23 protein-coding genes, 1 tRNA gene and 1 rRNA gene are annotated in these 22,111 nt (G+C 48.0%); 12 read left to right on the top strand and 13 right to left on the bottom strand.

Features of this window, described 5'->3' with window-relative positions; all coding sequences use genetic code 11:
* Nucleotides 1-33 precede the first annotated feature (33 nt).
* From VJ249_03680 to thpR, 3 genes are read right to left on the bottom strand one after another with little or no spacing between them, the layout of a single operon-like run.
* A complete protein-coding gene (locus tag VJ249_03680; protein HKZ93666.1) occupies nt 34-807 on the bottom strand; it encodes a DNA primase in 774 nt (257 codons plus the stop codon).
* Nucleotides 808-854: 47 nt separating this feature from the next.
* A complete protein-coding gene (gene cca / locus VJ249_03675; protein ID HKZ93665.1) occupies nt 855-2,297 on the bottom strand; it encodes a CCA tRNA nucleotidyltransferase in 1,443 nt (480 codons plus the stop codon).
* Between the two features lie 10 nt (nt 2,298-2,307).
* On the bottom strand, nt 2,308-2,871 hold the full coding sequence (gene thpR, locus VJ249_03670; protein ID HKZ93664.1) for an RNA 2',3'-cyclic phosphodiesterase: 564 nt from the start codon (nt 2,869-2,871) through the stop codon (nt 2,308-2,310).
* Nucleotides 2,872-2,991: 120 nt separating this feature from the next.
* Here thpR and VJ249_03665 point away from each other — a divergent pair, with 120 nt between their 5' ends.
* From VJ249_03665 to VJ249_03650, 4 genes are all read left to right on the top strand, one after another.
* The gene (locus VJ249_03665) at nt 2,992-3,555 is read left to right on the top strand and encodes an AAA family ATPase (GenBank protein HKZ93663.1); all 564 of its coding nucleotides are present in this window, start codon (nt 2,992-2,994) and stop codon (nt 3,553-3,555) included.
* Complete coding sequence (locus VJ249_03660; GenBank protein HKZ93662.1) at nt 3,543-3,944, top strand: RNA-binding domain-containing protein; 402 nt, start codon at nt 3,543-3,545, stop codon at nt 3,942-3,944. The genes VJ249_03665 and VJ249_03660 overlap by 13 nt, the downstream gene beginning before the upstream one ends.
* 110 nt (nt 3,945-4,054) lie before the next feature.
* A complete protein-coding gene (locus VJ249_03655; protein ID HKZ93661.1) occupies nt 4,055-4,360 on the top strand; it encodes a hypothetical protein in 306 nt (101 codons plus the stop codon).
* Between the two features lie 130 nt (nt 4,361-4,490).
* A complete protein-coding gene (locus VJ249_03650; protein ID HKZ93660.1) occupies nt 4,491-5,219 on the top strand; it encodes a sugar phosphate isomerase/epimerase in 729 nt (242 codons plus the stop codon).
* A gap of 6 nt (nt 5,220-5,225) precedes the next feature.
* On the opposite strand, the gene VJ249_03645 is transcribed toward VJ249_03650, so the two are convergent.
* The 7 genes from VJ249_03645 to trpS all read right to left on the bottom strand — a co-directional run bounded on the left by VJ249_03645 (nt 5,226) and on the right by trpS (nt 13,196).
* Nucleotides 5,226-5,648, bottom strand: coding sequence for a toprim domain-containing protein (locus tag VJ249_03645; GenBank protein HKZ93659.1), 423 nt, complete (start codon nt 5,646-5,648; stop codon nt 5,226-5,228).
* A 7-nt stretch (nt 5,649-5,655) separates the two neighbouring features.
* The gene (locus tag VJ249_03640; GenBank protein HKZ93658.1) at nt 5,656-6,741 is read right to left on the bottom strand and encodes a tyrosine--tRNA ligase; all 1,086 of its coding nucleotides are present in this window, start codon (nt 6,739-6,741) and stop codon (nt 5,656-5,658) included.
* A 368-nt stretch (nt 6,742-7,109) separates the two neighbouring features.
* Entirely contained in the window at nt 7,110-7,931 is an 822-nt protein-coding gene (locus VJ249_03635) for a DNA-formamidopyrimidine glycosylase family protein (protein ID HKZ93657.1), read from the bottom strand.
* Nucleotides 7,932-7,967: 36 nt separating this feature from the next.
* Nucleotides 7,968-8,744 (bottom strand): class I SAM-dependent methyltransferase, encoded by a 777-nt coding sequence (locus VJ249_03630; protein HKZ93656.1) that lies wholly within the window; start codon nt 8,742-8,744, stop codon nt 7,968-7,970.
* Nucleotides 8,710-10,365, bottom strand: coding sequence for a phenylalanine--tRNA ligase subunit beta (pheT, locus tag VJ249_03625; protein ID HKZ93655.1), 1,656 nt, complete (start codon nt 10,363-10,365; stop codon nt 8,710-8,712). The genes VJ249_03630 and pheT overlap by 35 nt, the downstream gene beginning before the upstream one ends.
* Nucleotides 10,356-11,864, bottom strand: coding sequence for a phenylalanine--tRNA ligase subunit alpha (locus tag VJ249_03620; protein HKZ93654.1), 1,509 nt, complete (start codon nt 11,862-11,864; stop codon nt 10,356-10,358). The genes pheT and VJ249_03620 overlap by 10 nt, the downstream gene beginning before the upstream one ends.
* A gap of 216 nt (nt 11,865-12,080) precedes the next feature.
* Nucleotides 12,081-13,196: a tryptophan--tRNA ligase gene (trpS, locus tag VJ249_03615; protein HKZ93653.1), complete on the bottom strand. Its 1,116-nt coding sequence runs from the start codon at nt 13,194-13,196 to the stop codon at nt 12,081-12,083.
* A gap of 246 nt (nt 13,197-13,442) precedes the next feature.
* On the opposite strand from trpS, the gene VJ249_03610 reads away from it, so the two are divergent.
* Nucleotides 13,443-14,024 (top strand): flavin reductase family protein, encoded by a 582-nt coding sequence (locus VJ249_03610; GenBank protein HKZ93652.1) that lies wholly within the window; start codon nt 13,443-13,445, stop codon nt 14,022-14,024.
* Nucleotides 14,025-14,082: 58 nt separating this feature from the next.
* Complete coding sequence (map, locus tag VJ249_03605) at nt 14,083-14,985, top strand: type II methionyl aminopeptidase (protein HKZ93651.1); 903 nt, start codon at nt 14,083-14,085, stop codon at nt 14,983-14,985.
* Here map and VJ249_03600 read toward each other — a convergent pair.
* From VJ249_03600 to rrf, 3 genes are all read right to left on the bottom strand, one after another.
* Nucleotides 14,982-15,401, bottom strand: coding sequence for a hypothetical protein (locus tag VJ249_03600; protein ID HKZ93650.1), 420 nt, complete (start codon nt 15,399-15,401; stop codon nt 14,982-14,984). The genes map and VJ249_03600 overlap by 4 nt on opposite strands.
* A 13-nt stretch (nt 15,402-15,414) precedes the next feature.
* Nucleotides 15,415-16,542 (bottom strand): DUF1512 domain-containing protein, encoded by a 1,128-nt coding sequence (locus VJ249_03595; GenBank protein HKZ93649.1) that lies wholly within the window; start codon nt 16,540-16,542, stop codon nt 15,415-15,417.
* Between the two features lie 148 nt (nt 16,543-16,690).
* Nucleotides 16,691-16,810: ribosomal RNA gene (gene rrf / locus VJ249_03590) — 5S ribosomal RNA — on the bottom strand.
* A 775-nt stretch (nt 16,811-17,585) separates the two neighbouring features.
* Between rrf and VJ249_03585 the strand changes: the two genes are divergently transcribed.
* The 6 genes from VJ249_03585 (at nt 17,586) to rpiA (ending at nt 22,111) form a co-directional block, all read left to right on the top strand.
* Nucleotides 17,586-17,743, top strand: a tRNA-Trp gene (locus tag VJ249_03585).
* 101 nt (nt 17,744-17,844) lie between these two features.
* The gene (locus VJ249_03580; protein ID HKZ93648.1) at nt 17,845-18,576 is read left to right on the top strand and encodes an ABC transporter ATP-binding protein; all 732 of its coding nucleotides are present in this window, start codon (nt 17,845-17,847) and stop codon (nt 18,574-18,576) included.
* Nucleotides 18,569-19,864 (top strand): ABC transporter permease, encoded by a 1,296-nt coding sequence (locus VJ249_03575; protein HKZ93647.1) that lies wholly within the window; start codon nt 18,569-18,571, stop codon nt 19,862-19,864. Before VJ249_03580 ends, VJ249_03575 begins: the two co-directional genes overlap by 8 nt.
* 2 nt (nt 19,865-19,866) lie before the next feature.
* Nucleotides 19,867-20,628, top strand: coding sequence for a methyltransferase domain-containing protein (locus VJ249_03570; protein ID HKZ93646.1), 762 nt, complete (start codon nt 19,867-19,869; stop codon nt 20,626-20,628).
* 57 nt (nt 20,629-20,685) lie between these two features.
* Nucleotides 20,686-21,414, top strand: coding sequence for a hypothetical protein (locus tag VJ249_03565; GenBank protein HKZ93645.1), 729 nt, complete (start codon nt 20,686-20,688; stop codon nt 21,412-21,414).
* On the top strand, nt 21,398-22,111 hold the full coding sequence (gene rpiA, locus VJ249_03560) for a ribose-5-phosphate isomerase RpiA (protein HKZ93644.1): 714 nt from the start codon (nt 21,398-21,400) through the stop codon (nt 22,109-22,111). The genes VJ249_03565 and rpiA overlap by 17 nt, the downstream gene beginning before the upstream one ends.

The following is a 22,111-nucleotide window of genomic DNA, read 5'->3' as shown; positions in this document are numbered from 1 at the left end:
AGAAAAAAGCAGCCAAAAAGAAAAAGTGAACAGCTACCCGAGAAACTTGGGCAGACATCGTTGATCGCTGACCGGGTTAAATCCGCTCAACTCGTCAACGTCAACGGGAATCACAATCCTAGAAACCATGCCATGCAGGCTGTAAGGTAACCGTATCAACCGCATGCCACCAGTGGTAACCCACTCGTCAATCAAGAACCCCTTTTCCTTAAGTCTCAAGGCCAAAGCTCGTCTCCGACGACGCGTCCATGTGAAGGTTTCAACGTCAAACACGTGTATGTGGAATCCTCTGCCCGAATAAATCATGCGCATCTGCGAGAACTGCTTTGCCAATTCTTCGTACAGCTTGATTGCCTCTTCCTTCACCATATTCAACTCGATTTCGCAGAAGGCTAAACCTTGACGCCTCTTCATTTTCTCAGCTAAGGTTCCATGAACCGGACAGGTGAGGTTTTCTGGATCCAGATCGAACGCTAGTTCCTGTCCCATGATGCGCTTCGTCTTGCCATAGACATTTCTGTCATAATAGGCAGATTCGGGAAGAAACTCCAAAATCTGCTTTTTGACATCTGCTAGGTCCCTGTATTCGTCGATAATTATCGTTGTGGAAGCATCTTCCTCGAATTCCTTGGGAAAAATGCGCGTATGCCTTCCAATAATCACTGCAAACTCAACACTGTCTTCAGGACTCCATGTCTTAAACCATCCACTTAACTTGACAACGTCGAACTCGTTTTGATAGAACATCTTTCTTTCGTGTAATGTGGCATATCGCATGCCTTCGGGAAGATTGTACCGCGTTTTCACCTATCCAACTCCTTGACAAGAGAGCAAAACTTGGCATTATGCAATATCTACTGATTCTTTCCAGCTTCAACGAGCCATCCAGGTTTTCCATCAACATGCTGAGTCAGGAACTCAGCGAAGTCGCCGTTCCTTCTGTACGTGTCTACGATTTCTTGATTCACGAAGATGTTGACTTTTTTCGCAACTGCCTTTGAAACCAGTTCTGCCACTCCCACATGCCTTCCACCTTGTCTCAGTTCCGTTTCCAACAGTTTGACGATGTCAGTGTGCTTTCGTTTGATCTCGACAACCCATCGCTCATCTTCTAAACGGGGTCCAGAAACTGTTGTCGACCGTCCAAGATGTTTTTGCAGAAAACGTTCGCATTCAACTCTCTTCTCCACTGGCGGTCCCAAATGCTTCCTCGTCAGCGGCAGAAAGCGATGTTCCACCTCAAACAGCAGAACGCTCAAGCTGGCTTCGTTGCTCCAAACTGCATCGTTGATCACGTGGAAATCGTTCTGTTCAAGCATTTTGCGAAGTGATCGTTGCGTCTTGTAGAGCTGACCCCACAGAATGTCTGGAACCGCTCCGACCTCGCCAATTCCCACGAACACAAGTGCCGTGGCGCTTTGTTTCATCCTTGCGACAAGCTGCTTTTCACCCAGAGGTTTCATGGGTTTTGGGAGGAAAAACTCCCTAGTAGGATGCTGAAGAAACTGTCGACTAGCCGTAACAAACTCGATTAGTCGCTCGAGGCGAACTGCAGATGCAACGTTTCTCCCCTTATCAACGGGGTCGACAACAATCAACGGCTCCATGAAGATCTTTGGAAGATCCTCTTCCTTTCCCTTGTAGTAACTTTGGTAATCGACTACCCATGGCTTTCTCCAATTTGCCGCAGTTTTCAAGACGTTGGCAAAGGTGCTGTAATGAAGTGTTAGAAGCTCGCATAAATAGCCGCTGAAACCTCCAACCTTGATTTCTGCACCGTAGGCGCCGACGCCCTTCATAAACCGCTTCACTAAACGGATTTCACGCCGCAACTCGTTATTCAACCGAGGTTTCACAAAATCGGTGTGATAAGGCGTGCGATCGGTTGCGCTCAGCCATTCGCCGGGTTTTGCTTCATAGCAGGGAACTATGTTTACACGGATTGAATCAACGAAGGCTTCAAGGTAGGGATGCTCGGCAAAACGTTCAACCTGCTTCGAGCCTTTTGTTGCCTCTTTGGCGATGTTTAAACACACTGTTCCAAGAGCCTTCCGAGGCGTCGAGGTGGGCAGTTGCATGAAAATGTCGATGTCAGGCTCATCTCTAAGCCAAGTGTCCTTCGCAACTGAGCCTTCAATTCTCACACGGGCTTCAACCTTTGCCTTATCAGCCGCTGTCTTAACGCGTCTTACAAGAGTATCCGCTAAGGACAAAACTTTTCTTCTCTCGTTCTCCGAAGGTGTTATCCTCTTCGCTATGTCAGCTAGGACTCTTTCAATGATTGAAGCTGAAGCCATTTCCAACCCTTTAGTGGCAGACATCGCGCAATGTTGAATAAATCGGACCTCTAGGCGTGAGAACACTCTTCTTCAACTTTAGGCAATCTGCTCTTACTACGCCGAAATCAAAGTCCGTCAGCTCCTGTACACTTCGGGCGAGTTCATTCTTGTTGCGTCCGGTTTTCACTCTTGCCAGTGTCAAGTGAGGGCTGAACCCTTTCGGATCCGGTCTGAATCCCAAACTTCGAAGCTTCGATTCCAGTTGACTTGTCACGCTTCTGAGTTCATCTGATCCTTTTCCCATTCCTGCCCAGACGACACGCGCGTGATGCATGTTTGGAAAGGCGCCTAAGCCGTGGATGTCACAGTCGAAGGCTGAGAAAGTAATTTGTTTCATACCTTCATGAACCTGGTCAACCATGTCTCCGTGGATGTCGCCTAGAAAACGAACCGTTATGTGAACGTTCTGAGGTTCAACAAGCTTCAAATCGGCACCCGTTTTGGCAAGTAGGTCTTGAACTTCGGTGAACTTCGTTAGCACTGATGGATTGTTGATGTCGAAAGCTATAAAGCAGCGAATCATTTCCGACATGAAATTGTAGCCCTCTTTCCCTTTTACTTTCCCACTGCTTTTAAACGTGTCTCAGTCTTGAACCTCACAAGTGGCTTTAAAAATCTCATTGGCGATATGGGTCTACGAGTCTTGGTGCAAATGGATAAGAAACACATCATTGGGGTAGTGGGAATGCCAGGCGCGGGGAAGGCTACCGTCAGAAACATCGCAGAGAGCAAGGCATACGCAGTTGTGATAATGGGCGACGAGATAAGGGAAGAAACCAAGAAGCGCGGCTTGGAACCCACACCCGAAAACATTGGCCAAATCATGCTCAAAATGCGAGAAGAAGAAGGCCCGACAGCAGTTGCGAAAAGATGCATTGCCAAAATCCAAAACGCCAAGACCCGAATCGTGTTTGTTGATGGCGTGCGTAGCCTCGATGAAGTCAACGAGTTTAAGAAACATTTTGCGAGCGTCAATCTCATTGCAGTTCATTCTTCGCCTGAAACAAGGTTTCAACGTCTCTCAAGAAGAAAACGAAGCGACGATCCCAAAGGCTGGGATGTCTTCTGCGAGCGTGACCTGCGCGAATTAAGCGTGGGTCAAGGCGACGTTATCGCTTTAGCCGATTGGATGATTGTGAATGAGCGAACCTATGAGGAATTCAAAGCCAAAGTTGGCGAGGTTGTGGAGGCAGCATTTCAAAAATGGAGAAAATAGAAGTCCAAATCGAAGTGGAAGTTAACCCAACTGAAGACGAAGCTAAAGTGAAACGAGCAGTAGAGAACATGTTCAGCAATGTGCAGTTTGCTTTGAAGCCTCTAAAGCGTGGGAGTCTGTTAACCGCTGGAACAAGTGGCACCGATGGGTTGACTAAACTCCACAACGTGCTAAAGCGAGAACGAATTCGAGCAGCAGCAAGAGTTGTACTGTTCAAAGGGTCAAGTGAGCGTTCAATCGTGTTCTACCTGAATAAACAGGTTGCCTACGCTGGTCATGTTTCGTTTTCACAGCCCTTCGGCGAGTCTCCTCTTGGCCCCATCAAAGTAGAGATTCAATGTGAAGATCCAGTGCAGGTCATCAATTGGCTGGCTCCCAAGATGATCTAAGGGCTGCTGCATGAATTGATGTATTTGTGTTGAACGTTGACACGTAGGGGTTTATTAAATCGTAATACACTCGGTTTTCTTTGAGTATCCCCACTCACGAGCGATAACGCATGGTTCACCGCCAACTTGGTCAAGGCACAAGCAACGAAAGGCGAAACATAATCATAGACAACGTGCTCATTCGAATGCTCGGACGCGAAGCCACCAAGACTATCTACCACCATCTAGAGAACACGCACGCAGTTCAAAAACAACAAATTGCGCAGGAGATGGATTCTTTCAATGTTGCCTTGCGGGAGTGCTTGGGTTCAGGTGCCATGATTATAGAGCAAACAATCCGCAAGAATATGGAGCTTGACGAGCTAGAAGACGAAACTAGCCTTCCAGGCAAGACAAGAATACTGAAACTGATATGAGCCTCATGCTCCATGCAGCCAGCGAGTCAAAAAAATAAAAGCAAGCACTGCATTCTCACTTATTCCGGAGTGCCCTTGCTTGGACATTGGCTTGTCAATGCTCTTTTGTTTAGGCGAACCATTTTCCACAATGCTTACGCATTTGACAGAATTTGATGTGCGATGCGTAGAGCTAGTTGACGAGGGCCTTCACTCCCTTAATCAGAAACGAGTTAACGCGTTGAACAGGATTCAACGAGACACAGGTCTCGAGTTTGCGGTTCACGCGCCTTTCGTTGACATCAACATTGCCTCTCCCAGTCCAGTGCTTCGCCGCGTAATGCTCAAAAGACTTGAGAAGTCGTTAGGCCATGCTCGCCAGTTGAAGTGTAAACAATGGGTTTTTCATTCTGGCTGGAAGTCAGGTGTAAGCGAGTTTTATCCTGATCTTGATTGGCAACTCAACCTTCGCTCAGTAAGAAGTCTAATGGCAGTTAGCAAGAAGCTTGGCGTCGACATAGCCATGGAGAACACGCCGGAGCCTTTCCATTTCCTAGTTAAGCGCATGCGGGATGTTGCATTGTTCTACAGCGAATTGGGCGGGGACACTGATCTGGGCATAGCTTTTGATGTGGGCCACGCCAACACAACTAAGGAAATCTTCGGCTTCATAGATCAATTCGGAGCCAGAATAGTCCACGTGCACGTAAGTGACAACGAAGGAAAATACGATCAACATAAAGGCGTAGGCTACGGCAAAATCGATTGGGAGGCTGTGGCGAAAGCCCTCAAACGCATCAACTACAAGGGCGTTGTCATATGCGAATCAGTGAGTCACGTGCTTGAAAGCATCGAAACCATGAGACGCGTTTTCACCTAGAGACTCTCACCGTTTCTGGCTTCCTTTCTTGTTTTCGAGCGTACCCAAGTAAGCAGGTAAGCCTTCAATGTCCTTTAGGTCGCGTCCCACGAGCCCATAAAGCTGGTTCCAGAAGTTTAGGTTAGGTTTGATTCTCGTTTTCTCCAAATGCTGCTTCAAGCGATGCGTCCACTCGACCCCACGTCTGTCAAAGTCCAACAGAAGAACAACTTCTTTGACTTTGAGGTTCTCAATTTCGGTCAGTATGTCCAGGAAGGATTTACCTGATGTCTTTGAAGAGACAATCTTACCTTCAATGTTCAGTTGTCGCAGTGCGCCGACGTCTTTTTGTCCCTCTACGATTATGGGCACGCCTTTAGTTGATTCGACTGCAAGTTTCTGTATGAGTTCGGTGAGCATCTCTGCTTTTCTTTCTAAAGCGGTTGGCAAGCTTTTTCTACCTTGAGACTTCTATCTGCCTCATTCTTTCGAGATTCTTGGGGTGTTTTCGGAAGTATTCTCTAACCGGGCTGAGAATTTCTACTAGTGAATCCGCGACTCCTTTCTTGAGGTCAAGAGGGTGCACTTTTCTTTCAACGTAGGCTTTCTCCAAGTTTTCATAGCTGTTGAAAGTCTCCGAACCGCCATATTTTGATGGACGAGTTACTGTTAGGCTTCCCTTTTCCGGGAATATGGTGAGTTTTGCGATTTCCATAACCGGATTGCCTTCCGCCTGCTTCGGCGGACAAAACGCTGCCTTGAGTTTTGTCTCGATTTCTTCGGGCGAATCGTGCACGAAAATGCAGCCCTCGGGAACGCTTTTGGACATTTTTGAGCCGATCCTAACGTTGATCTCAGCGCTCTCATCAAACTGCTTATCTGTTTTCTGCAGGCCCTGCAAGCTTACGAGGAGTGGCGTGTGCACACATACGGGTTTTCTCCACCCGAGCTTTTCTGCTGCGTCTCGAGCCAGCATGTGGGCTTTGCGTTGGTCGATGCTTGCGCAGGCAACGTGGAGTTCCATCTGAAAGATGTCTGCTGCTTGTAGGCAGGGGTAAAACAACCAAGCGGTTTCCATGTCAGTTAGGCTTGTCTCACGACCCATGATAGGGAGGGCGCGCCAAGTTCTCTGCAAGGATGCGCTCTTAGCTATTCTTACCACTTTTTCCCAGTATTCAATGTTTTTGGCCAAGTCTGAAGTCCATGTGTAACGTACACTTTCGGGTTTAATGCCTAAAGCTGTGAAGCATTCTTTGAAGTATTCGCCGCAAAGGCGTATGTTGTCCATGTTGCCGCCCAGTTTGTTGTTTATCCACGAGTGCCAGTCAGCCAAGAAAATCGTGAAGTCGAAGCCTGCCTTCACCATCTCTTTGATCTTGGAGCCGCAGACCAAGCCCATGCCAATGTGCATGAGTCCACTTGCTTCGTAACCCCAGTAGGCTCTCGGCTTAGCCTCACTCTTAAGCAGTTCGCGTAGCTCTTCCAGGGTAACAACTTCCTGAGTGTTCCCTGCCACAAGATCCATTCGTTTCTCCAAGTCCAAGGTGAAACGCCTGCCTTCCTACAGTTGCATTGGGGCTAACTATAAAAGTTCTCTTTTCTGTCGCGGGCGTTGTTTCCCGTGAAACTAACACTCAACTTCATTGTTGGAGCGATGCGCCCCTCTCTGCTGAGCTCTCTCTGACACGGGAATTTTCGCGCCCGCGCCCACCGTGTCTCATGTCTGGGTAAGCCCTTCGTCACGAGCAAAGGATAGCTTTGTGGGACTATCCGGCTTCGGTTGGGTCCGTTTGCATGAGTCCTCGCATCGAGGTGGCGGTGGGATAGCTCACCAGAAGGTCATCGCTGGAAAAACAAGAGCGAAAACCGGGAAATAAGATTTTTGAAGGCTGAGTGCACATTGCCCTTATGTTACTTGCCTAAAGGTTGGCATTTTGGACAAATGAAAGTGCTGGTTGAACCCGTCTTTATCTTCTGAATCGTCGTGTGGCAAACAGGGCACGGCTTCCCTGATTTGTATGCAATTTTGAACTGATCTGCGCCGTAACGGCCTTTTTTGCCGTAAAAGTCTTTTTCATAGGCTAATCCGCCCATTCTGATGCTCCCGTTAAGCTCAGATCTCATTGACTTGTACAAGGCCTCTGTCTCTTTGCTGGTCAGTGACGAAGTCTTTCGTTGAGGATGTAGCCTTGCTTCGAAAAGCATGTCTTGAACGTAGACGTTTCCGATGCCCGCAATATTCTTTTGGTCGAGCAGGAAAGTCTTGATATTGCCACCTTTCTTCGCCAGTAATTGTTTGAAATAGTCTAGTGTGAAACTCTTGTCAAGAGGGTTCACGCCCAGTTTTCCAGCCAGTTTGTGTTCACCGAGCTTATCCTCGCGCATAAGGTGCAGGTAACAGAACCACCAGACACGTATGGTAAAGCCTGTCTTGTCAATCAACACGAGTTTTATCTGATATTTCTCAGGCAACTTGTCGGCTGGCTTAAAGTGAATCACGTCTGCACCCATTCCAGGGTTAAACAGGAGAACGTGATCAGCGCTAAGTTTGATGAAAAGCCACTTGCCTCTACTCTCAACCGATTTAATGACTTTCCCAACTACAGTTTTCTTAAACTGCTCTAAGGGCATGTTCAAGCACTTGGGATTCGCTATCTCGACTTCTGCAATTCGTCTTCCCACGGTTTCTTTTGCCATTTGCAGGCTCAGAACAGTTAATTCAGGGAGCTCCATTGACAACGCCTCTTTTGACGATTCTTATGATTTGGGCTATTTTTTCTTCACTTTTTCGATTATAGCAATATACGGGTTGCCTGAATCGATGAACCACTTAATCGTCCATCCAGTGTCGCTGAGTATTTCTTCCATCTCCTTCTTGGAGTTGTGCAGTAGGTCAAACCATTTCGTCACAAAATTGTGGAATCTTATACGTATTCTCCATTGTCCTGGCAGTTTCCCCCTCCTCTTGTTCAAAGCATAATACTTCAGTTGTGCAGGATTGTCTGTGACATATGGGTCGACGGCTTCAGCAATGATTACAGCATCGTCAGAAGTCATCCGATGAAGCTTCCTGAGTACTCTGAGCGCTTTTTTGGGATTGCCCAACAGGGCGAAGTTGCCTCCCAGCATAAGAACCGTTTCAAAAGCGTTGGGCTTGAATTCTATATCTTCAAGCGCCATGACCTTTGCTTTTTTCACACCTCTAAGCTGGCTGACCTTTATAGCCAAGGGCGACCTGTCGATTGCGACCACGTTTAGACCCTTGCTTTGAAGGTGCAGTGAGTGCCTGCCAGCCCCGCAGCCGATGTCAAGCACTCTGCCTCTAACCCAGTTCATTGCTTTCTTTTCATGTTCCGCCCAGTGTTCAAAATCCTCGAAATACATTCTTGTGTTGGTTACTTCAAAGTAACCGTCCTCTCTTTCTATGACCTCGAAGCTTTTTCTCTTCTCATAGAAGGCTAGCATCGCTTGACCGACGGCATCTTCTTCAGGTTTTACGTTTGACCCTTCTTTAGAACAGTGCTTCAAGGTCGATTTCGAAGGCATTTGTTGGTTTCTCCAGTTCGAAGTTGTTTAACACCGCGGGGTGTATCTCGCCCAGTATGCCCATCGCCCTACGTTTTAGCTGGATGATGGCTGTTCTGCCCTCTATGAAGCTGGGGTGGTTTGTCGGCTTGATTTCCCAGCGCTTCACTCCCATATTGTGTAGCAGGGCTTCAACCGTGGACTTGATTTCCGTGAAGTTGGCCGTTGAATGCGATGAAACTCCAGCAATGTGGAGCCTTCTCTCAACTCTGGTTTCTGCACGTTGGTTTATCTGTCCAACGTCTGAGACTTCGAACAGACGCTGAGGGAAGCTCTCATGCTTATTATCCATGAGATTTTTCATCAAGTTGGGCAGTAGGCTCTGGCGCAATATCGTGCATTCCAGCGAAACTGGATTGGCAAGTTTAATCACATTGCCGGCTTCTAGGCGCATTTTCTCATAATGAACCACTTCATTCGTCAAAGTGAAATTCATAACTTCCGTGAATCCCAAACCAATCATGATCTGCCGCACAATACCTGCGGTTCGATGGACCGGATGCTGCTCGCCAATAGTCAATCTTTCCGGAATTGTTGGCTTCAGTCTGTAGTAACCATACCCGATGGCCACTTCCTCAACCAAGTCCACTTCATGCAACACGTCGATTCGATACGCTGGGACAGCGACTTCCACGACCCCTTTGCCTGCGACTCTAGCATCCAACCTGCATTTTCTTAAACTCTCGATAACCTCTGCCTCAGACAATGCAAGTCCTAGAAGCTGGTTTGCATAATCCACTCTGAGCTTCATTCGTTGAGGAGCTAAGCTAGGTGAAACAATGGTGCGGTCTGGACACTTTACGTGAACCTTTTCCAAGGTTCCGCCCATGTCTGACAAGGCAGTGGCTAGGATGTTTAGGCTACGTTCTACAGCGGCGTAGTCCGTGCCAGTCACATCTAGGAACAGATTTGTTGTCTTGTTCGTAACGCGTGTTAGCTCACCGTTGATTACCGGCGGCATGGATAGAACCTTTCCTTCCTTATCGATAAGCAGGGGATACTTGGGCGCCCAGTCGACAAGATGCTTATAGGCCATGCCCTTCTCATGTTTCTCCAAGATGTCTCTCAAAGCCATCTCTTCTCTGTGATCCAGAGGCACGAACTTCGCCTTGTCCGGTTTGACAGCTGTATACTTGAAGGGTGGGTTGACAACGTCCAAGTTGTGCACGCCAATTGAGGCTTTTTTACGATTTCTGCCAATGCCCCAATGCAAGTCTTCCTGCATTTCCATAAGATCGACGACAGCTTCCTCATCAAGTCGTATGTTGCGAACAACCGCAGCCAACATGTAAGGTCGAACTTTGCCCACAGCTTTGGAAACTGTCAACTTGATCTTTCCGTCGAGAATCTTGTATTTGGGCAGACCAGTTTCCCATCCCATCAGGCCTTTGAAGGCTCGGGCAACTCCAGCGTAACTGCAGAGATCGATCCTGTTAGGGTTGAACTCAACTTTCACGTATTCTGAGCCCACGTCTTCCAAGTCAAAGCCAACCCAAGGTAACCATTCAGTCATTTTTTCAACTGTGACGTCTCGTCCAACGAATTTGCTGAACCTTTCACGCTGCAATGTAATCACTGGCATAACGGTGTCCTCCTAATCCAACTGAGATTATTGCCATATAGTTGCCGTATGTCTTCGATGCCTAACTCAAGCATTGCGAGTCGTTCCAAGCCGCCTCCCCAAGCCAACACAGGGTATTTAATGCCCATTGGCGCCAGCACTTCAGGGCGGAACATGCCCATGCCGCAAAGCTCGATCCAGCGCTTCAGTTTTGGAACGAAAACCGTTGCCTCTGCTGAAGGTTCTGTGTATGGAAAGTAACAAGGCCAGAACCTGACTTTCTTCAAGCCGAATCTGGAGTAGAACGTTTTCAAGGTGCCCATCAGGTCGCGTAAGGTCACGCCTTTATCGACCACTATGCCCTCGATCTGGTGGAATTCAGCCGTGTTCTTGAAGGTCAGTTGTTCGTTACGGTAGACTCTGTCTACTGAGAAGACTTTGATAGGCGGTTTCTTGTGCTTCGAGAGATACTTAATTGTCTCAGCTGTCGTATGCGTCCTCATCACTAGTCGCTTTGCCTCTTCTGGACTCCACTTGTAGCCCCAGCCTTTCGATCCTGTCGTCCAACCGTTTTCATGAGTTCTAGCGACTGCGTTAACGACGCTTTTCTTCGGTAACGCGCCTGCTTTGGGGTTTGCCAAATAGAATGTGTCCATCATCTCGCGGGCTGGATGATCTTGCGGCTGGAACAAGGCGTCGAAGTTCCAGAATGCCGTCTCCACAAGCGGTCCACGGATTTCAGTGAAACCCAGTTCAAGAAAGATCTCCCGCGCTTTCTGAATTACCTGTTGTAGCGGATGAGCCTTGGCTGGATAGAGTTCGGGTCCAGCTGCCGAAACATCGAACTTTCTAAGTTTGACTTCTCGCCACTTTTGGCTAATGATGAGTTCAGGCGTGAGTTGGCTAACCTCCGAAATCAGCTCCACTCCTTTTCTGACCAGTTGCCGCCCAGCGTTGGTGAGTTCGAGTTGCCGCACGGTTGTTTCAGGAACTTCCAGCAGCTTCCGTCCCTTCAAGACGGAGACAGCGTCTTGCATGTCCCTATGCAGTTCGTCAACTGTCACCGAGGTTTTGTCTCTTAGCATGGAAAGAAGCTTTTCATCAGCTTCTCGGGGGATGTCCTTCTTCTGTGTTTTCAGGGTTTGTTTTCCTTCGACAGTTGCCCAGCCTTTTCGATGCAGCCATCCAAGCGCTATTGGCACTAGTTTCTCGTCAAGCTGCGCCTTCTGGGCAATATTCCCGATCGGCGCCGTTCCGTTTGATTCGATTATCGCGTTGATTATGCGGCGTTCGGGCAGTCCATATTGCGCATGTTGTTTTCCTTCTTCTGTAAGTTCAACGACCTTCTGCTTCTGTTCATGCACTTTAACAAGTTTCTTTTCGCTGAGAGTTAGCGCGGCTCGCATTACGGCGGCGTGGGCTAACCCGCTGACCTCTATTGTGCGATCAACGCTTGCTTTTCCATTCAGCTTCTGTAAAGCCAGCAATGTCTTTTGCTCATTTTCTCTAAGCTCAACCATCGCTTGTTTCGCTCCATAATCTTGATCTGTCTACTGTGGACGTTGAAATGTGATAACGCAGTATAGTGATGTGACGACATCGTATAGAAGTTTCTACCGCTGAGGGATGCCCCAAGCTAACCAGAACAGAATTTACACGGGAAATTGGCAGGGCATCACTGTCACATCAGATCAGTAACGTAGCCAGCTTATTTATTCTTACCCATTCGGCAATACTTATTCAACATTCAAGATTTCTCTAGCCTTGTCTATGTACTGTCGCCTCTTGCGTTGGTGCTCTTTTACGAAGTCAGTGATCAACTTCATGAGTCGCTGCTTGTTCTCGCCGCACAGAATCTTGCCACCTTTGCACTCTTGATTGTAGAGTCTGGCAACATCCTCGTCGCGTTCAAAAAAGTGAAACAGGTACAAGTCGTATATGGGGCAGATGTCAGGGTTTGCACCCAGCCGCCTTTGTTCCTCGGCAGTTGGTCGTCCACCTGTAAACGACATTGAAATCTTCCTTGATATGACTTCTAGACTTTCCTCCAAGGTAAAATACGTCATAGGGCTGCGCTTGCTCATCTTGGGTGAACCGTCTAACGCCTTGATCAACTTGTGATAGGTTGAAGATGGCATGACGAAGTTGTGTCTGCGACGGAATTTGAAGGCTAGGTCTCGAGTCAAACGTAAATGTGGATCTTGATCAACGCCCACGGGCACAACTGTGGGTTTAGGTCCGCCGAAATCCTTCAACTGGGGCAGCAAGATGTCGCCAGCTTGGATAAGCGCGGAGAGATACAGACCCATATGGCGTTCGCCGTAGATTGCCTTCATAGTGGCCAGAGTGACGCCTCTTCCGAAGGTTATGGCAAGATCCTTTACGCGTTGCTCCTTAGACTGCTGGTAGATGAATCCTTTTTTCGGGTCGAAACCAAGAGCCAGCAGGTCGGCTACATTGCCCACGGCGTATTTTTGGCTGCGTTCAAACGGTATGCGGTTGTCCTCGTAGGCTTCAATGTCTGCAATGCAGTAGAAAGCCTTGGCGCCGTGCTGCTGAAAATATATGACTTCACGCGCGGTCTGCAATGTGCCCAAGTGAAATTCGCCCGTGGGTTTTATGCCGCTCATAACCGCAAATTCTTGACCATTCCTCATCGCGTCCAAAATGCGTTCGAAATCTCTGTGTCCAAAGATTACGCCTCTGCGCATTCCAGCGCTTGGATCCTGAATTTGGTTCAATAATGGCTTGAGCGGTTTGATGCCGAATTCTTCGTAGAGTCGCTCGTAATCTTCGATTACAGTTGTGCCAAAAGGATCAATTATGGTCTTGGCTAATGGATCAGGTGCCATATTTTCATTCTGCCTCCAAATCGGTTGAAGTTGATATAAGGGTTGAGTTGAAAAAACTATCCTTGTTGAGTGAATAAACGCTGACGGCGACTGCTGCCAGAGCGTTGCGAATTCCTGCCGTAACTAACGCCAGTCCAGGGCAGTCACCATGCAAATCCATGACGATGGCTTGTACTTAAATTTTGTTTACGGCGAATCTTAAATACTGAAGTCAGGAAACCTAAAGCTTCCTCATGGTGAGGTAACATGCCTGAACCCAGAAAAGTTGAAGTTGATTTTGATTATGCATGTCGGCTTCTGCATCCGCGGCACACGGTACTTGTGACGTGTTCGAACAAAGCGGGAAAAGCAAACATTATAACCTTGGCTTGGTCCACGCCTACCTCTTTCAAGCCGCCCATGGTGGTCATCAGCATTGCGCCACGGCGTTTCTCGCATAAAATGATCGAGGAGACGGGAGAGTTTGTGGTTAATGTGCCCACCATGGACATTGTGAAAGAAACCTTGTTCTGCGGACGCATCTCTGGAAGCGCTTGTGACAAATTCAAAGAGGCGCCACTGACGCCCCTCCCAGCCAAGAGGGTGCGATCACCAATAATCAAGGAATGCGTGGCACACTTGGAATGCAAGGTAGTTGAAAAAATCAAGACAGGAGACCACACCTTATTCGTGGGCGAAGTCATATCCGCATACGTCAACAAGGGAATTTTCACCGAAACATTCGATGTCGAAAAAGTCAAACCTGTCTTTCACATGGGCGGAGACGACTTCGCAACTGTTGCTTCGGAAATTGTTTCTCCGCCGCGTCCCAAAAAGCCAGAAACTTGAGGCGAAAGTGCAAGTTTTTTATCTCAAGCTAAGCTTATGATGCATGCGTCGTGAAGTCATGAGTCTCTCAGCAGAGGTAATAGCGAAATACCGTCAAGCTGGGAAAATCGCCGCAGAAGTCCGAGAACTCATGAGACACGCGGTCAGGGAAGGCATGCCCATCATTAGCATATGCGAGAAAACTGAAGCTTCTATACGAGAAAAAGGTGGAAAACCAGCTTTCCCATGCAACGTTTCCATAAACGAACTCGCAGCTCATTACACATCTCCCCCAAATGACAAGCGAACCGTGCCGCTAGGCTCGTTGGTAAAAGTTGACATAGGCGTCCACGTGGACGGCTACATCGCAGACACAGCGGTAACAGTGTGCTTCAACCGCGAATTCGACAATCTTGTATCAGCTGCTGAAGACGCGTTAGACACGGGTGTCAAAACAATTCGCCCCGGACTGTTTACTTCGCAGTTTGGGAGCGCAATCCAGAGGAACATAGAATCCCATGGACTCAAGCCAATTGCCAACTTGACTGGGCATCAAGTGGCGCGGTATCTGATACATGCTGGGCGGTCATTGCCTAATGTCACTCATATTTCAACAAGCCGAATCGCATCTAACGAAGTCTACGCCATTGAACCATTCGTCACCGTGAAAAGCGCGGCTGGAAGAGTTGAAACCGGCAAGGAAGCCCACATATTTCGCTTTGTGAAGCAGAAAAAACTCAAGAGTGAATTTGCCAAGAAGCTCTGCGACTTTATTCTAGAGAATTTTCGCACCCTGCCTTTTGCTGAGCGTTGGCTCCAGAGCGTAGTGCCGCTGGACAAGCACAAGTCGGCTTTCTCCGAGCTTTTGGCCTCGAAAACGCTGATGGCCTATCCAGTGTTCATTGAAGTTAGCGGAAAACCAGTGGCTCAAGCAGAGCACACTGTTCTAGTTACAAAGAACGGATGCGAGGTTTTGACTTAATAGCTTGATTCCTTGGCTTTTTCCTTGTCCTTAACTTCGCGGTAAATCGAAGAGATCTTCATCTTCGTTTCGTCTTTGGGGCATTTTTCTTCGGTTTCCTTGAACACGAAGTCGCCTCGCTGAAACTCGCGCACGTTTTTGAAACCGCATTTTTGACACTGCACGGTGGAGGATAGAGGCTGCATTTCCAAGCTGATGAGTCTAATCATGCGTCTTCGAGTCTGGTACAGCATGTAAGTGCTTAGTGCCAATGTCACCATTCCAATGCTCATGTAGAAGCTGGCTGTGCTCGAATCGCCAACCAAATACTCATTTAATCCTAGGTAAATTGACACCAGTGACAGCAGTAGCGCGATCATGACGACTGCAATCAGAGCAGGCGAAAGCCTTCTTGTCGGAGAAACTGCTTGATTCATGATTCCTTCCTCATTATTGACCGATACCGATTGTGTTGCCAATTCCAGCAATTATAACTGAGTCACCGGGTTTCGTTCGCTCCAACAGAAGCCGTTTTACACGTTCAATGGCGCCATCAATAGCGTCAACGATTTCCTTTCTCATAGGGGAAACCGCATCACCTATATCTTCCCTGATTATTATTGCGTTCACTGGCACCTTGTGCTTCAGCGCTGCTTCTTCCACCTTGTATTTGTCAACTTCTGGACCACCGATAGCCGCGCCGATTCCTTCAGCGACCTCGCCTGTTTTTTCGCCTTCAAGCTTCAAGCCTGCGTCGATGAGGATGGCTAGGCTGATCTTGCCCTCGTTCTGCTCGATCACTTGTTTAATTGCTTCGCCTGGTTTGCCTACGTTTCCGCCTGGGCCTTCAGCCTTTAGCACATAGGCGTTTCGTCCTTCAATCGGCACTTGAGCTAGTATCATGTCTTTTTCCACTTTGGTCTTTTCGTAGCCTTGCATGAGCTTGGCGGCGACTAGGGCGCCTGCACCGTCACCTATTGGCTGTCCGAGCATGAAGGCTTTTTGAGCGGCGGCGTAGGCTTCTGCTTCGCGCATGATAAGTGGTAGAACCATTTGGAGCTGCATTATGACGTAGAGGCTTAGTGTTTTCTTGCCCAGCAGATAGAAGTGGCGAATTACTCGGTAGATGATGTTCAAGGCGAGTGCAGCTTCAAGCATCATTTCAAGGTTGTTGATCTCCGTTTCAACAGCTTTTGGCGCCATTAGTTTCACGTCGTCTTTGAAACGAACGTCTCGGACGTCGAGCATGTGTTCAAGCCGCCAAATGACGCCTGAAGGATCAAGGTCTACTGGCGGGATGGCGAAGTATTCGAGGAATCTGTCAATCTGCCCGGTTGGATCTCCTTCAAGTTTGCCTATCTCTTTGATGTTGGTTATGGCGGTTTTTCGAGCTTCGTCTCGCATGAATTTAAGTTTGAAAAGTGAGCCTTCGACCTCGCGCACCATGATCATCATTTGGATGCGCTGTCCATAGAACATGAAGACTACGAATATGGCCATGAATACGAATTGAAAAATCCAGCCAGCGAGATCCTGAGGAAGCCCCAATTGGAGGGCTAATGATGGAAGCGATATCAATCAGGTTTCACTCCTTTTGAACTGCACGTTCTTTGTAATAAATCTTGAGGATTTTCCCTCAGTCTTTTTGATGTTAGATGCTGAAAAGACGGTGAAGAGCAATTAAAATGTTTCGTGATTCCACGGAGGCCTAGCCTAGATTGAGTGGGGCAGCCAGCTTTCTCGGCTTCGCATGGCCGAAGACCACACTAGAACCGAAAACGGAGCGCGGTTTAACTGCCGAGTTCGGAAAGGGATCGGGTGGGTCCCACGCCCTATGGCCGGCAACCCCACCTAAGCAGCTTGGAATAAGCAAATATACTTTTCGCTAAACCGAAAGAGAAGCTTCCACTTTGCGAAATCCTCGAACGAAAACATCGGTGGCCCAAGTCCCACCCCTCCCCCGCACCACCTATGGAAAAACCCTCGTTAGGTTCATCGTTAGATCACCACAAACAACACGGAAACCAACATGGAAAAGTGCGTTAAGATATGTTGAAAAGTGCGCTAACCAACATGAAACTCCAAGCTAGACAACACATAACAGAACCCAAAACACAACGCCCACATACATTATTATTAACTGCTCTAACAGGAAGTTAATAACATCTGAAACAGAAACCAGCTCCACAACGCCACCGTTGACGAAGCCATACCTAAACCTGACGCAAAACAAGGATCGAACAGAGCCAAGACCACCATACAAAAACCCAAACAGACCCATAGAAACAACGCTCAAACCTTGTTGATGTCACCCGGAACACTCTGACGACGATGTCCACACAGCTTCAGCCGCACCCCCACCAAAGACTATACATCAACAACATCGCTAACTTCACGCTAACTATGTTGCAACTCCACGCTAACCAACATAGAAACACACGCTAAACCACGAAAAACAGAGCACAAGACACCAACTGAAAACAAAACCCAGCCCAAAACACAAACAGAACAGGCTCAACCCTAACCTCAAAAATTTTTTCTCCAGCTCATACTAATAGACCAGCAGAGAACAATGGTTATATTTTGATCATGCCTTGTCTTGAAGGTGGCTAGCCAATGGTGGGGTCGTAGTCTAGCCAGGGATGACGACGGGCTCCAGAAAGCAAGCCACAAGAATACGGGTTTGCGGACTCACGACCGTGAGAATGAAGAAGTTCTGGAGCGGTCAAAAAAAGGAGAAACCCGTAGGTCGCAGGTTCAACTCCTGCCGGCCCCACCACACGCGAAGAGCAACTCAGCCCTAAATAGACTAACATCATGCCTGTTTGGCAAAATCCTATAAGCCTCGAGGAGTTTCTTTCGAGAAAAGTGGAATAAGACATGACTAACGCTGTCGAAGCCTCCGGCTTGACAAAACGCCTCGGAGACATCCTCGCACTAGACAGTTTGACATTCCGGGTTGAAGAAGGCAGAATATACGGGTTGATTGGACCAAACGGCGCAGGAAAAACAACTGCGCTCAGGATTATTTCGACGCTGATTTTGCCAACTCACGGCTCAGCACGAGTCTTTGGTCGAGACGTTGTTCACGAAGCTTCTGAAGTTCGAAAGCTCATTACTTATTTGCCTGAGGAGGCTGGTGCTTACAAGAACCTTTCAGGTTACGAGTACCTGCAGTTCATGGGCAAATTCAACAGTCAGAGCAATGATGATCTGACGCGAATGGTTGAAGATGCAGCTAAGATCTCAGGTCTCGGAGACAGGTTAAAGGATAGAGTGAAAACTTACAGCAAAGGCATGAAGCGACGACTACTCGTAGCACGTGCATTAATGAACAAACCCAAACTTGCCATGTTGGATGAGCCGACCGGCGGCTTGGACGTGTTACACGCTTACCACGTTCGAGAAATAATCAAACGATACTCCAAGGAGCACAAGGTCACAGTTCTGCTTTCCAGCCACAACATGCTCGAGGTTGAACAGCTCTGCGATCAAGTGGCACTGGTGAACAAGGGCAAAATCATTGTCGAAGGTTCGCCATCGGAGCTCAAATCTAAGCATAAGGCGGCGAATTTGGAGGAAGTGTTTGTGGAGGTGGCAGGTCTTGCCTAGCGCATTGGTCAACATAATCTTGAAAGAAGTCAAAGAGATGGTGCGCGACCCACGAATACTGCTAGGCATGGTTTTGGCTCCTCTTCTCATCTTCCCACTAATGGGGTTTATGCTGCGCACCTCAACCGAAGCCATGCAAGAAAGCATACGAACTGTGCCAATCGCAGTTGCAGACTTCGACGAAGGGCCTGTAGCCCGGAATTTGACAGACTTCTTGAGATCGATACCAAACGTGAAAGTTGAGTCTATTGAAGCGCGAAACATGGACGAGATTGCCGAAGCGGCTCAAGCATCGAATGTAACCTCAGTGCTGATCATCCCGGACGGCTTTAGCAAAAACATCACTGAAGGCGAGCAAGGCTTTTTGAGAGTCTACGGGGTCTTCAGAGGAGGCGGAATCACCGAGTCGCTCACTCTCACGATTACCCAGAGCTTGGTAGACTCATTTGAACAGAAACTGATACACGAAATTGTTCAGAAAGAGTTCTCCAACCCACAGACTGTCCTGGACCCCATCAATGTATCAGAAAACTCCATTATCAAAGGAAAACCAGCCGACGTGAACCCATCAGCTCTGTTCGCATTTGCTCAATCGCAGTCATTAGGATTGCCTCTAGCTCTGTTCATGTTAATCATCTTGGCCATGCAGTTGGCAGCAACATCGGTGGCAACCGAGAAAGAAGAAAAAACCTTGGAAACGCTGATGAGTTTGCCCCTGAGTCGCTTCACGTTGCTGATGGGGAAGCTTGCAGGATCAACGGTTGTTGCAGCAATCGGCGCTGTAACCACAGTTCTGGGCGTAATTTATTACATGGGTTCATTCACTTTCGGAGCAGTAGCACAGCAGCCCATCGACCTCGCCGCAGTTGGCATGGCACCTAGTCTTCTAAGCTATATTATTCTTGGGCTCTCGGTTTTCGTTGCACTGCTCGCAGCGCTGGCATTAGCTGTTGTGGTTTCAGTCTTCGCCGAAGATGTGCGTGGAGCTCAATCCTTGCTTGGCTTCGTGTACACCCCGCTGCTCATTCCCATGCTAGTGCTAATGTTTGCCGACATCAACACACTTCCTCTAGGATTCAGAATATTTCTGCTAGCGTTACCGTTCACGCACCCAATGTTGGCAGCTCGAGCAACCATAACAGGTGATTATTTCACTGCTGCCTTAGGCATTGGATACGTGGCTATATTCACAGTCGTGATACTCTTCGTAGCCGCTAGGCTGTTTGCCACAGAGAAGATATTGACCGCCAAGATTCGACTGGGCAGAAAGAAACCTAGAGAGGAGTAACCATGCCTCAGCTCACTCTTGAACAATACCTACACACAGCTAAACTGACTGATCTGTTGCGTGAACTAAATGCCGAAAACGTCAGCATTCTTGTTCAAGAGATCGGCCATTTTACCGAGAAAGAGGCTGAAAGAAGAGACAAAATCGTTCTAGGATACTTCGGCAAGGAAGGGATTGAAAGGATAGTGGACTCCATCGTAACTCGCCTAAACTCCACTCCAAAACTCAAGCCAACCGCCCAGATTCTGGACATGGGAGCTGGCTCAGGCTTCTTCACAGTAAAATTGGCTTCAAAAGTCAGGAAGCTTATGCCTCATGCCTCGTTCTACGCCATGGACCCCACACCTGCCATGCTATTGGCTCTAAAAAAGAAAAAAGAGCATATCATCCCATTTTTTGGAATAGCTGAAAACATCCAAGGAAGCACGGACATGGCTCGGAAATACGCGACAATTCCAAAGCGATTCGACGCTGTGTTCTCGACCCTTATGCTGCACCACTGCCCAGACATAAACAAGGTTTTCAAGAGTGTTCGGCAAGTCCTGAACAAGGCTGGAAAAGCTGTGATAGTTGACCTATGCACTCACACTTTCGCCGAATTCAGAGACGAGATGGGCGACGTCCACCTAGGTTTTGACTCTAAACAGATTGAGCAAGCAACCAAGAAAGCGTTTTCAAAAGTTAAGGTTGAGCACTTGCCTGGAATCTGCTGCTCGAGTTCAGGTCGCTCTGCTGAGTTGTTTGTCGCCACGTTGAAAGCGTGATATCAATTTTATATACCACCTACGATGAAAAACGTTGATGTCAGTTGAGGGAACCTCGTGGCAGATTCCGAGTGGCTATTTTATGCTCTAGCAGTGGGTGGAGCAGTTGCAACCGCTCTCGTCGTGTTTTATGCCACGAGAATGGGAAAAGCCAAAAAGAAAGTTGCGCCTGAGCCAGCAGCTGTTTCCCCGACAGAAGCGTGGACAAAGCGATTTTCACTAACGTCGCAGCACACAGTCACAACAGAGGAAGCTAAAGAGGCTAAGGAAAAGCTCAAGATGCTTGACCTTGAGCGAGAGATATTGAGCTTTGCCATTCGACGTTTGTATGAAGCCCAAGCTGAAGGCAAGATAACGGAGGAAGAAAGGGAGAAAATCGGCGAACACTACAAAGATCGAATGCTTACTATTCGGGACAGCATTTCAAAGAGCGAATCTGTTGTGGCATTGCATGAACTTGAATCGATGCAGGACGACTTGGTTAAGCTGTTCAGCGAGCGCTTCGATGAGCTAGGTCAGAAGGTGGATGAACTTAGAACGCGGTTGGAAATAAAGGCGGCTGAGGAAGAGGCTGCAACTACCAAAGTTGAACTGCCAACGCGTGGCTTGGAATCGATGGAAGAACCCGAGAAAGAAAAGGAGAAAGATAAGAAGAAGCCTCGCAAAAAGCCTACACTAGCGCCAACGCCTAGGAGCGACGCTCAAAAACGAATTGAAGAGATTAGGGCTGAAGTTGAGAAGGTTCTTGAAAGACTAGGACAGATGGAAGTTGAAGGCGAAAGCTAGCAGCACAGGTTGGGTTGAAGATGCCAAGAAGCGCGCTGCCAGAGAAGCCGTTAAACACGTCAAGAATAATCAGGTCATTGGACTTGGCAGCGGAAGCACTGCAGCCTATGCTATACATGAAATAGGCAAGCTTGTTCGTCAAAGGAAATGGTGCATTCTCGGAGTGCCAACGTCGCATCAAGCATTCTCACTGGCTGTGGACTGCGGCATACAAGTAACAACTTTGGATGAGCATCCGCAACTTGATCTAACGATAGATGGAGCTGACCAAGTTGACCCAGACTTGAACATGATAAAAGGTATGGGCGGCGCTTTGGCGAGAGAGAAAATAGTCGCCTTGGCTTCCAAGCAGAAGGTGATAGTTATTGATGAAACCAAGCTTGTCAAGCGTCTTGGAGTTAATCATCCTGTGCCGGTTGAAGTCTTACCATTCGCCGTAGCTACGGTCATGTCAAAGATTCGCGAGTTTAGAGGTAAACCTGTTCTCCGCATGGGAACGGGCAAAGTCGGACCCGTTGTGACTGACAATGGGAATTTTCTTTTGGATGTGTGGATGAAGAAAATCGAGGATCCAAAGGAGCTTGACACTAGGCTTAAGTGTGTTTCTGGCGTAGTTGAAACTGGATTGTTCATAGGCCTTGCTGACGTGGTGTACGTTGGAACACGTGACACAGTTAAACGGCTTGAAAAACACTGA

The sequence above is a fragment of the Candidatus Bathyarchaeia archaeon genome (assembly GCA_035283685.1).
In the GTDB taxonomy this organism is placed as follows: Archaea; Thermoproteota; Bathyarchaeia; order Bathyarchaeales; family Bathyarchaeaceae; genus DATETJ01.
This window is presented reverse-complemented; position numbering and strand designations above follow the sequence as displayed.

Bases quoted from the DNA above. Each gene is read 5' to 3' on its own strand.
- cca (HKZ93665.1), bottom strand. From the start codon at position 2,297: ATGGCTTCAGCTTCAATCATTGAAAGAGTCCTAGCTGACATAGCGAAG.
- thpR (HKZ93664.1), bottom strand. From the start codon at position 2,871: ATGTCGGAAATGATTCGCTGCTTTATAGCTTTCGACATCAACAATCCA.
- VJ249_03665 (HKZ93663.1), top strand. From the start codon at position 2,992: ATGGATAAGAAACACATCATTGGGGTAGTGGGAATGCCAGGCGCGGGG.
- VJ249_03660 (HKZ93662.1), top strand. From the start codon at position 3,543: ATGGAGAAAATAGAAGTCCAAATCGAAGTGGAAGTTAACCCAACTGAA.
- VJ249_03655 (HKZ93661.1), top strand. From the start codon at position 4,055: ATGGTTCACCGCCAACTTGGTCAAGGCACAAGCAACGAAAGGCGAAAC.
- VJ249_03650 (HKZ93660.1), top strand. From the start codon at position 4,491: ATGCTTACGCATTTGACAGAATTTGATGTGCGATGCGTAGAGCTAGTT.
- VJ249_03635 (HKZ93657.1), bottom strand. From the start codon at position 7,931: ATGGAGCTCCCTGAATTAACTGTTCTGAGCCTGCAAATGGCAAAAGAA.
- VJ249_03630 (HKZ93656.1), bottom strand. From the start codon at position 8,744: ATGCCTTCGAAATCGACCTTGAAGCACTGTTCTAAAGAAGGGTCAAAC.
- pheT (HKZ93655.1), bottom strand. From the start codon at position 10,365: ATGCCAGTGATTACATTGCAGCGTGAAAGGTTCAGCAAATTCGTTGGA.
- VJ249_03620 (HKZ93654.1), bottom strand. From the start codon at position 11,864: ATGGTTGAGCTTAGAGAAAATGAGCAAAAGACATTGCTGGCTTTACAG.
- trpS (HKZ93653.1), bottom strand. From the start codon at position 13,196: ATGGCACCTGATCCATTAGCCAAGACCATAATTGATCCTTTTGGCACA.
- VJ249_03610 (HKZ93652.1), top strand. From the start codon at position 13,443: ATGCCTGAACCCAGAAAAGTTGAAGTTGATTTTGATTATGCATGTCGG.
- map (HKZ93651.1), top strand. From the start codon at position 14,083: ATGAGTCTCTCAGCAGAGGTAATAGCGAAATACCGTCAAGCTGGGAAA.
- VJ249_03600 (HKZ93650.1), bottom strand. From the start codon at position 15,401: ATGAATCAAGCAGTTTCTCCGACAAGAAGGCTTTCGCCTGCTCTGATT.
- VJ249_03580 (HKZ93648.1), top strand. From the start codon at position 17,845: ATGACTAACGCTGTCGAAGCCTCCGGCTTGACAAAACGCCTCGGAGAC.
- VJ249_03570 (HKZ93646.1), top strand. From the start codon at position 19,867: ATGCCTCAGCTCACTCTTGAACAATACCTACACACAGCTAAACTGACT.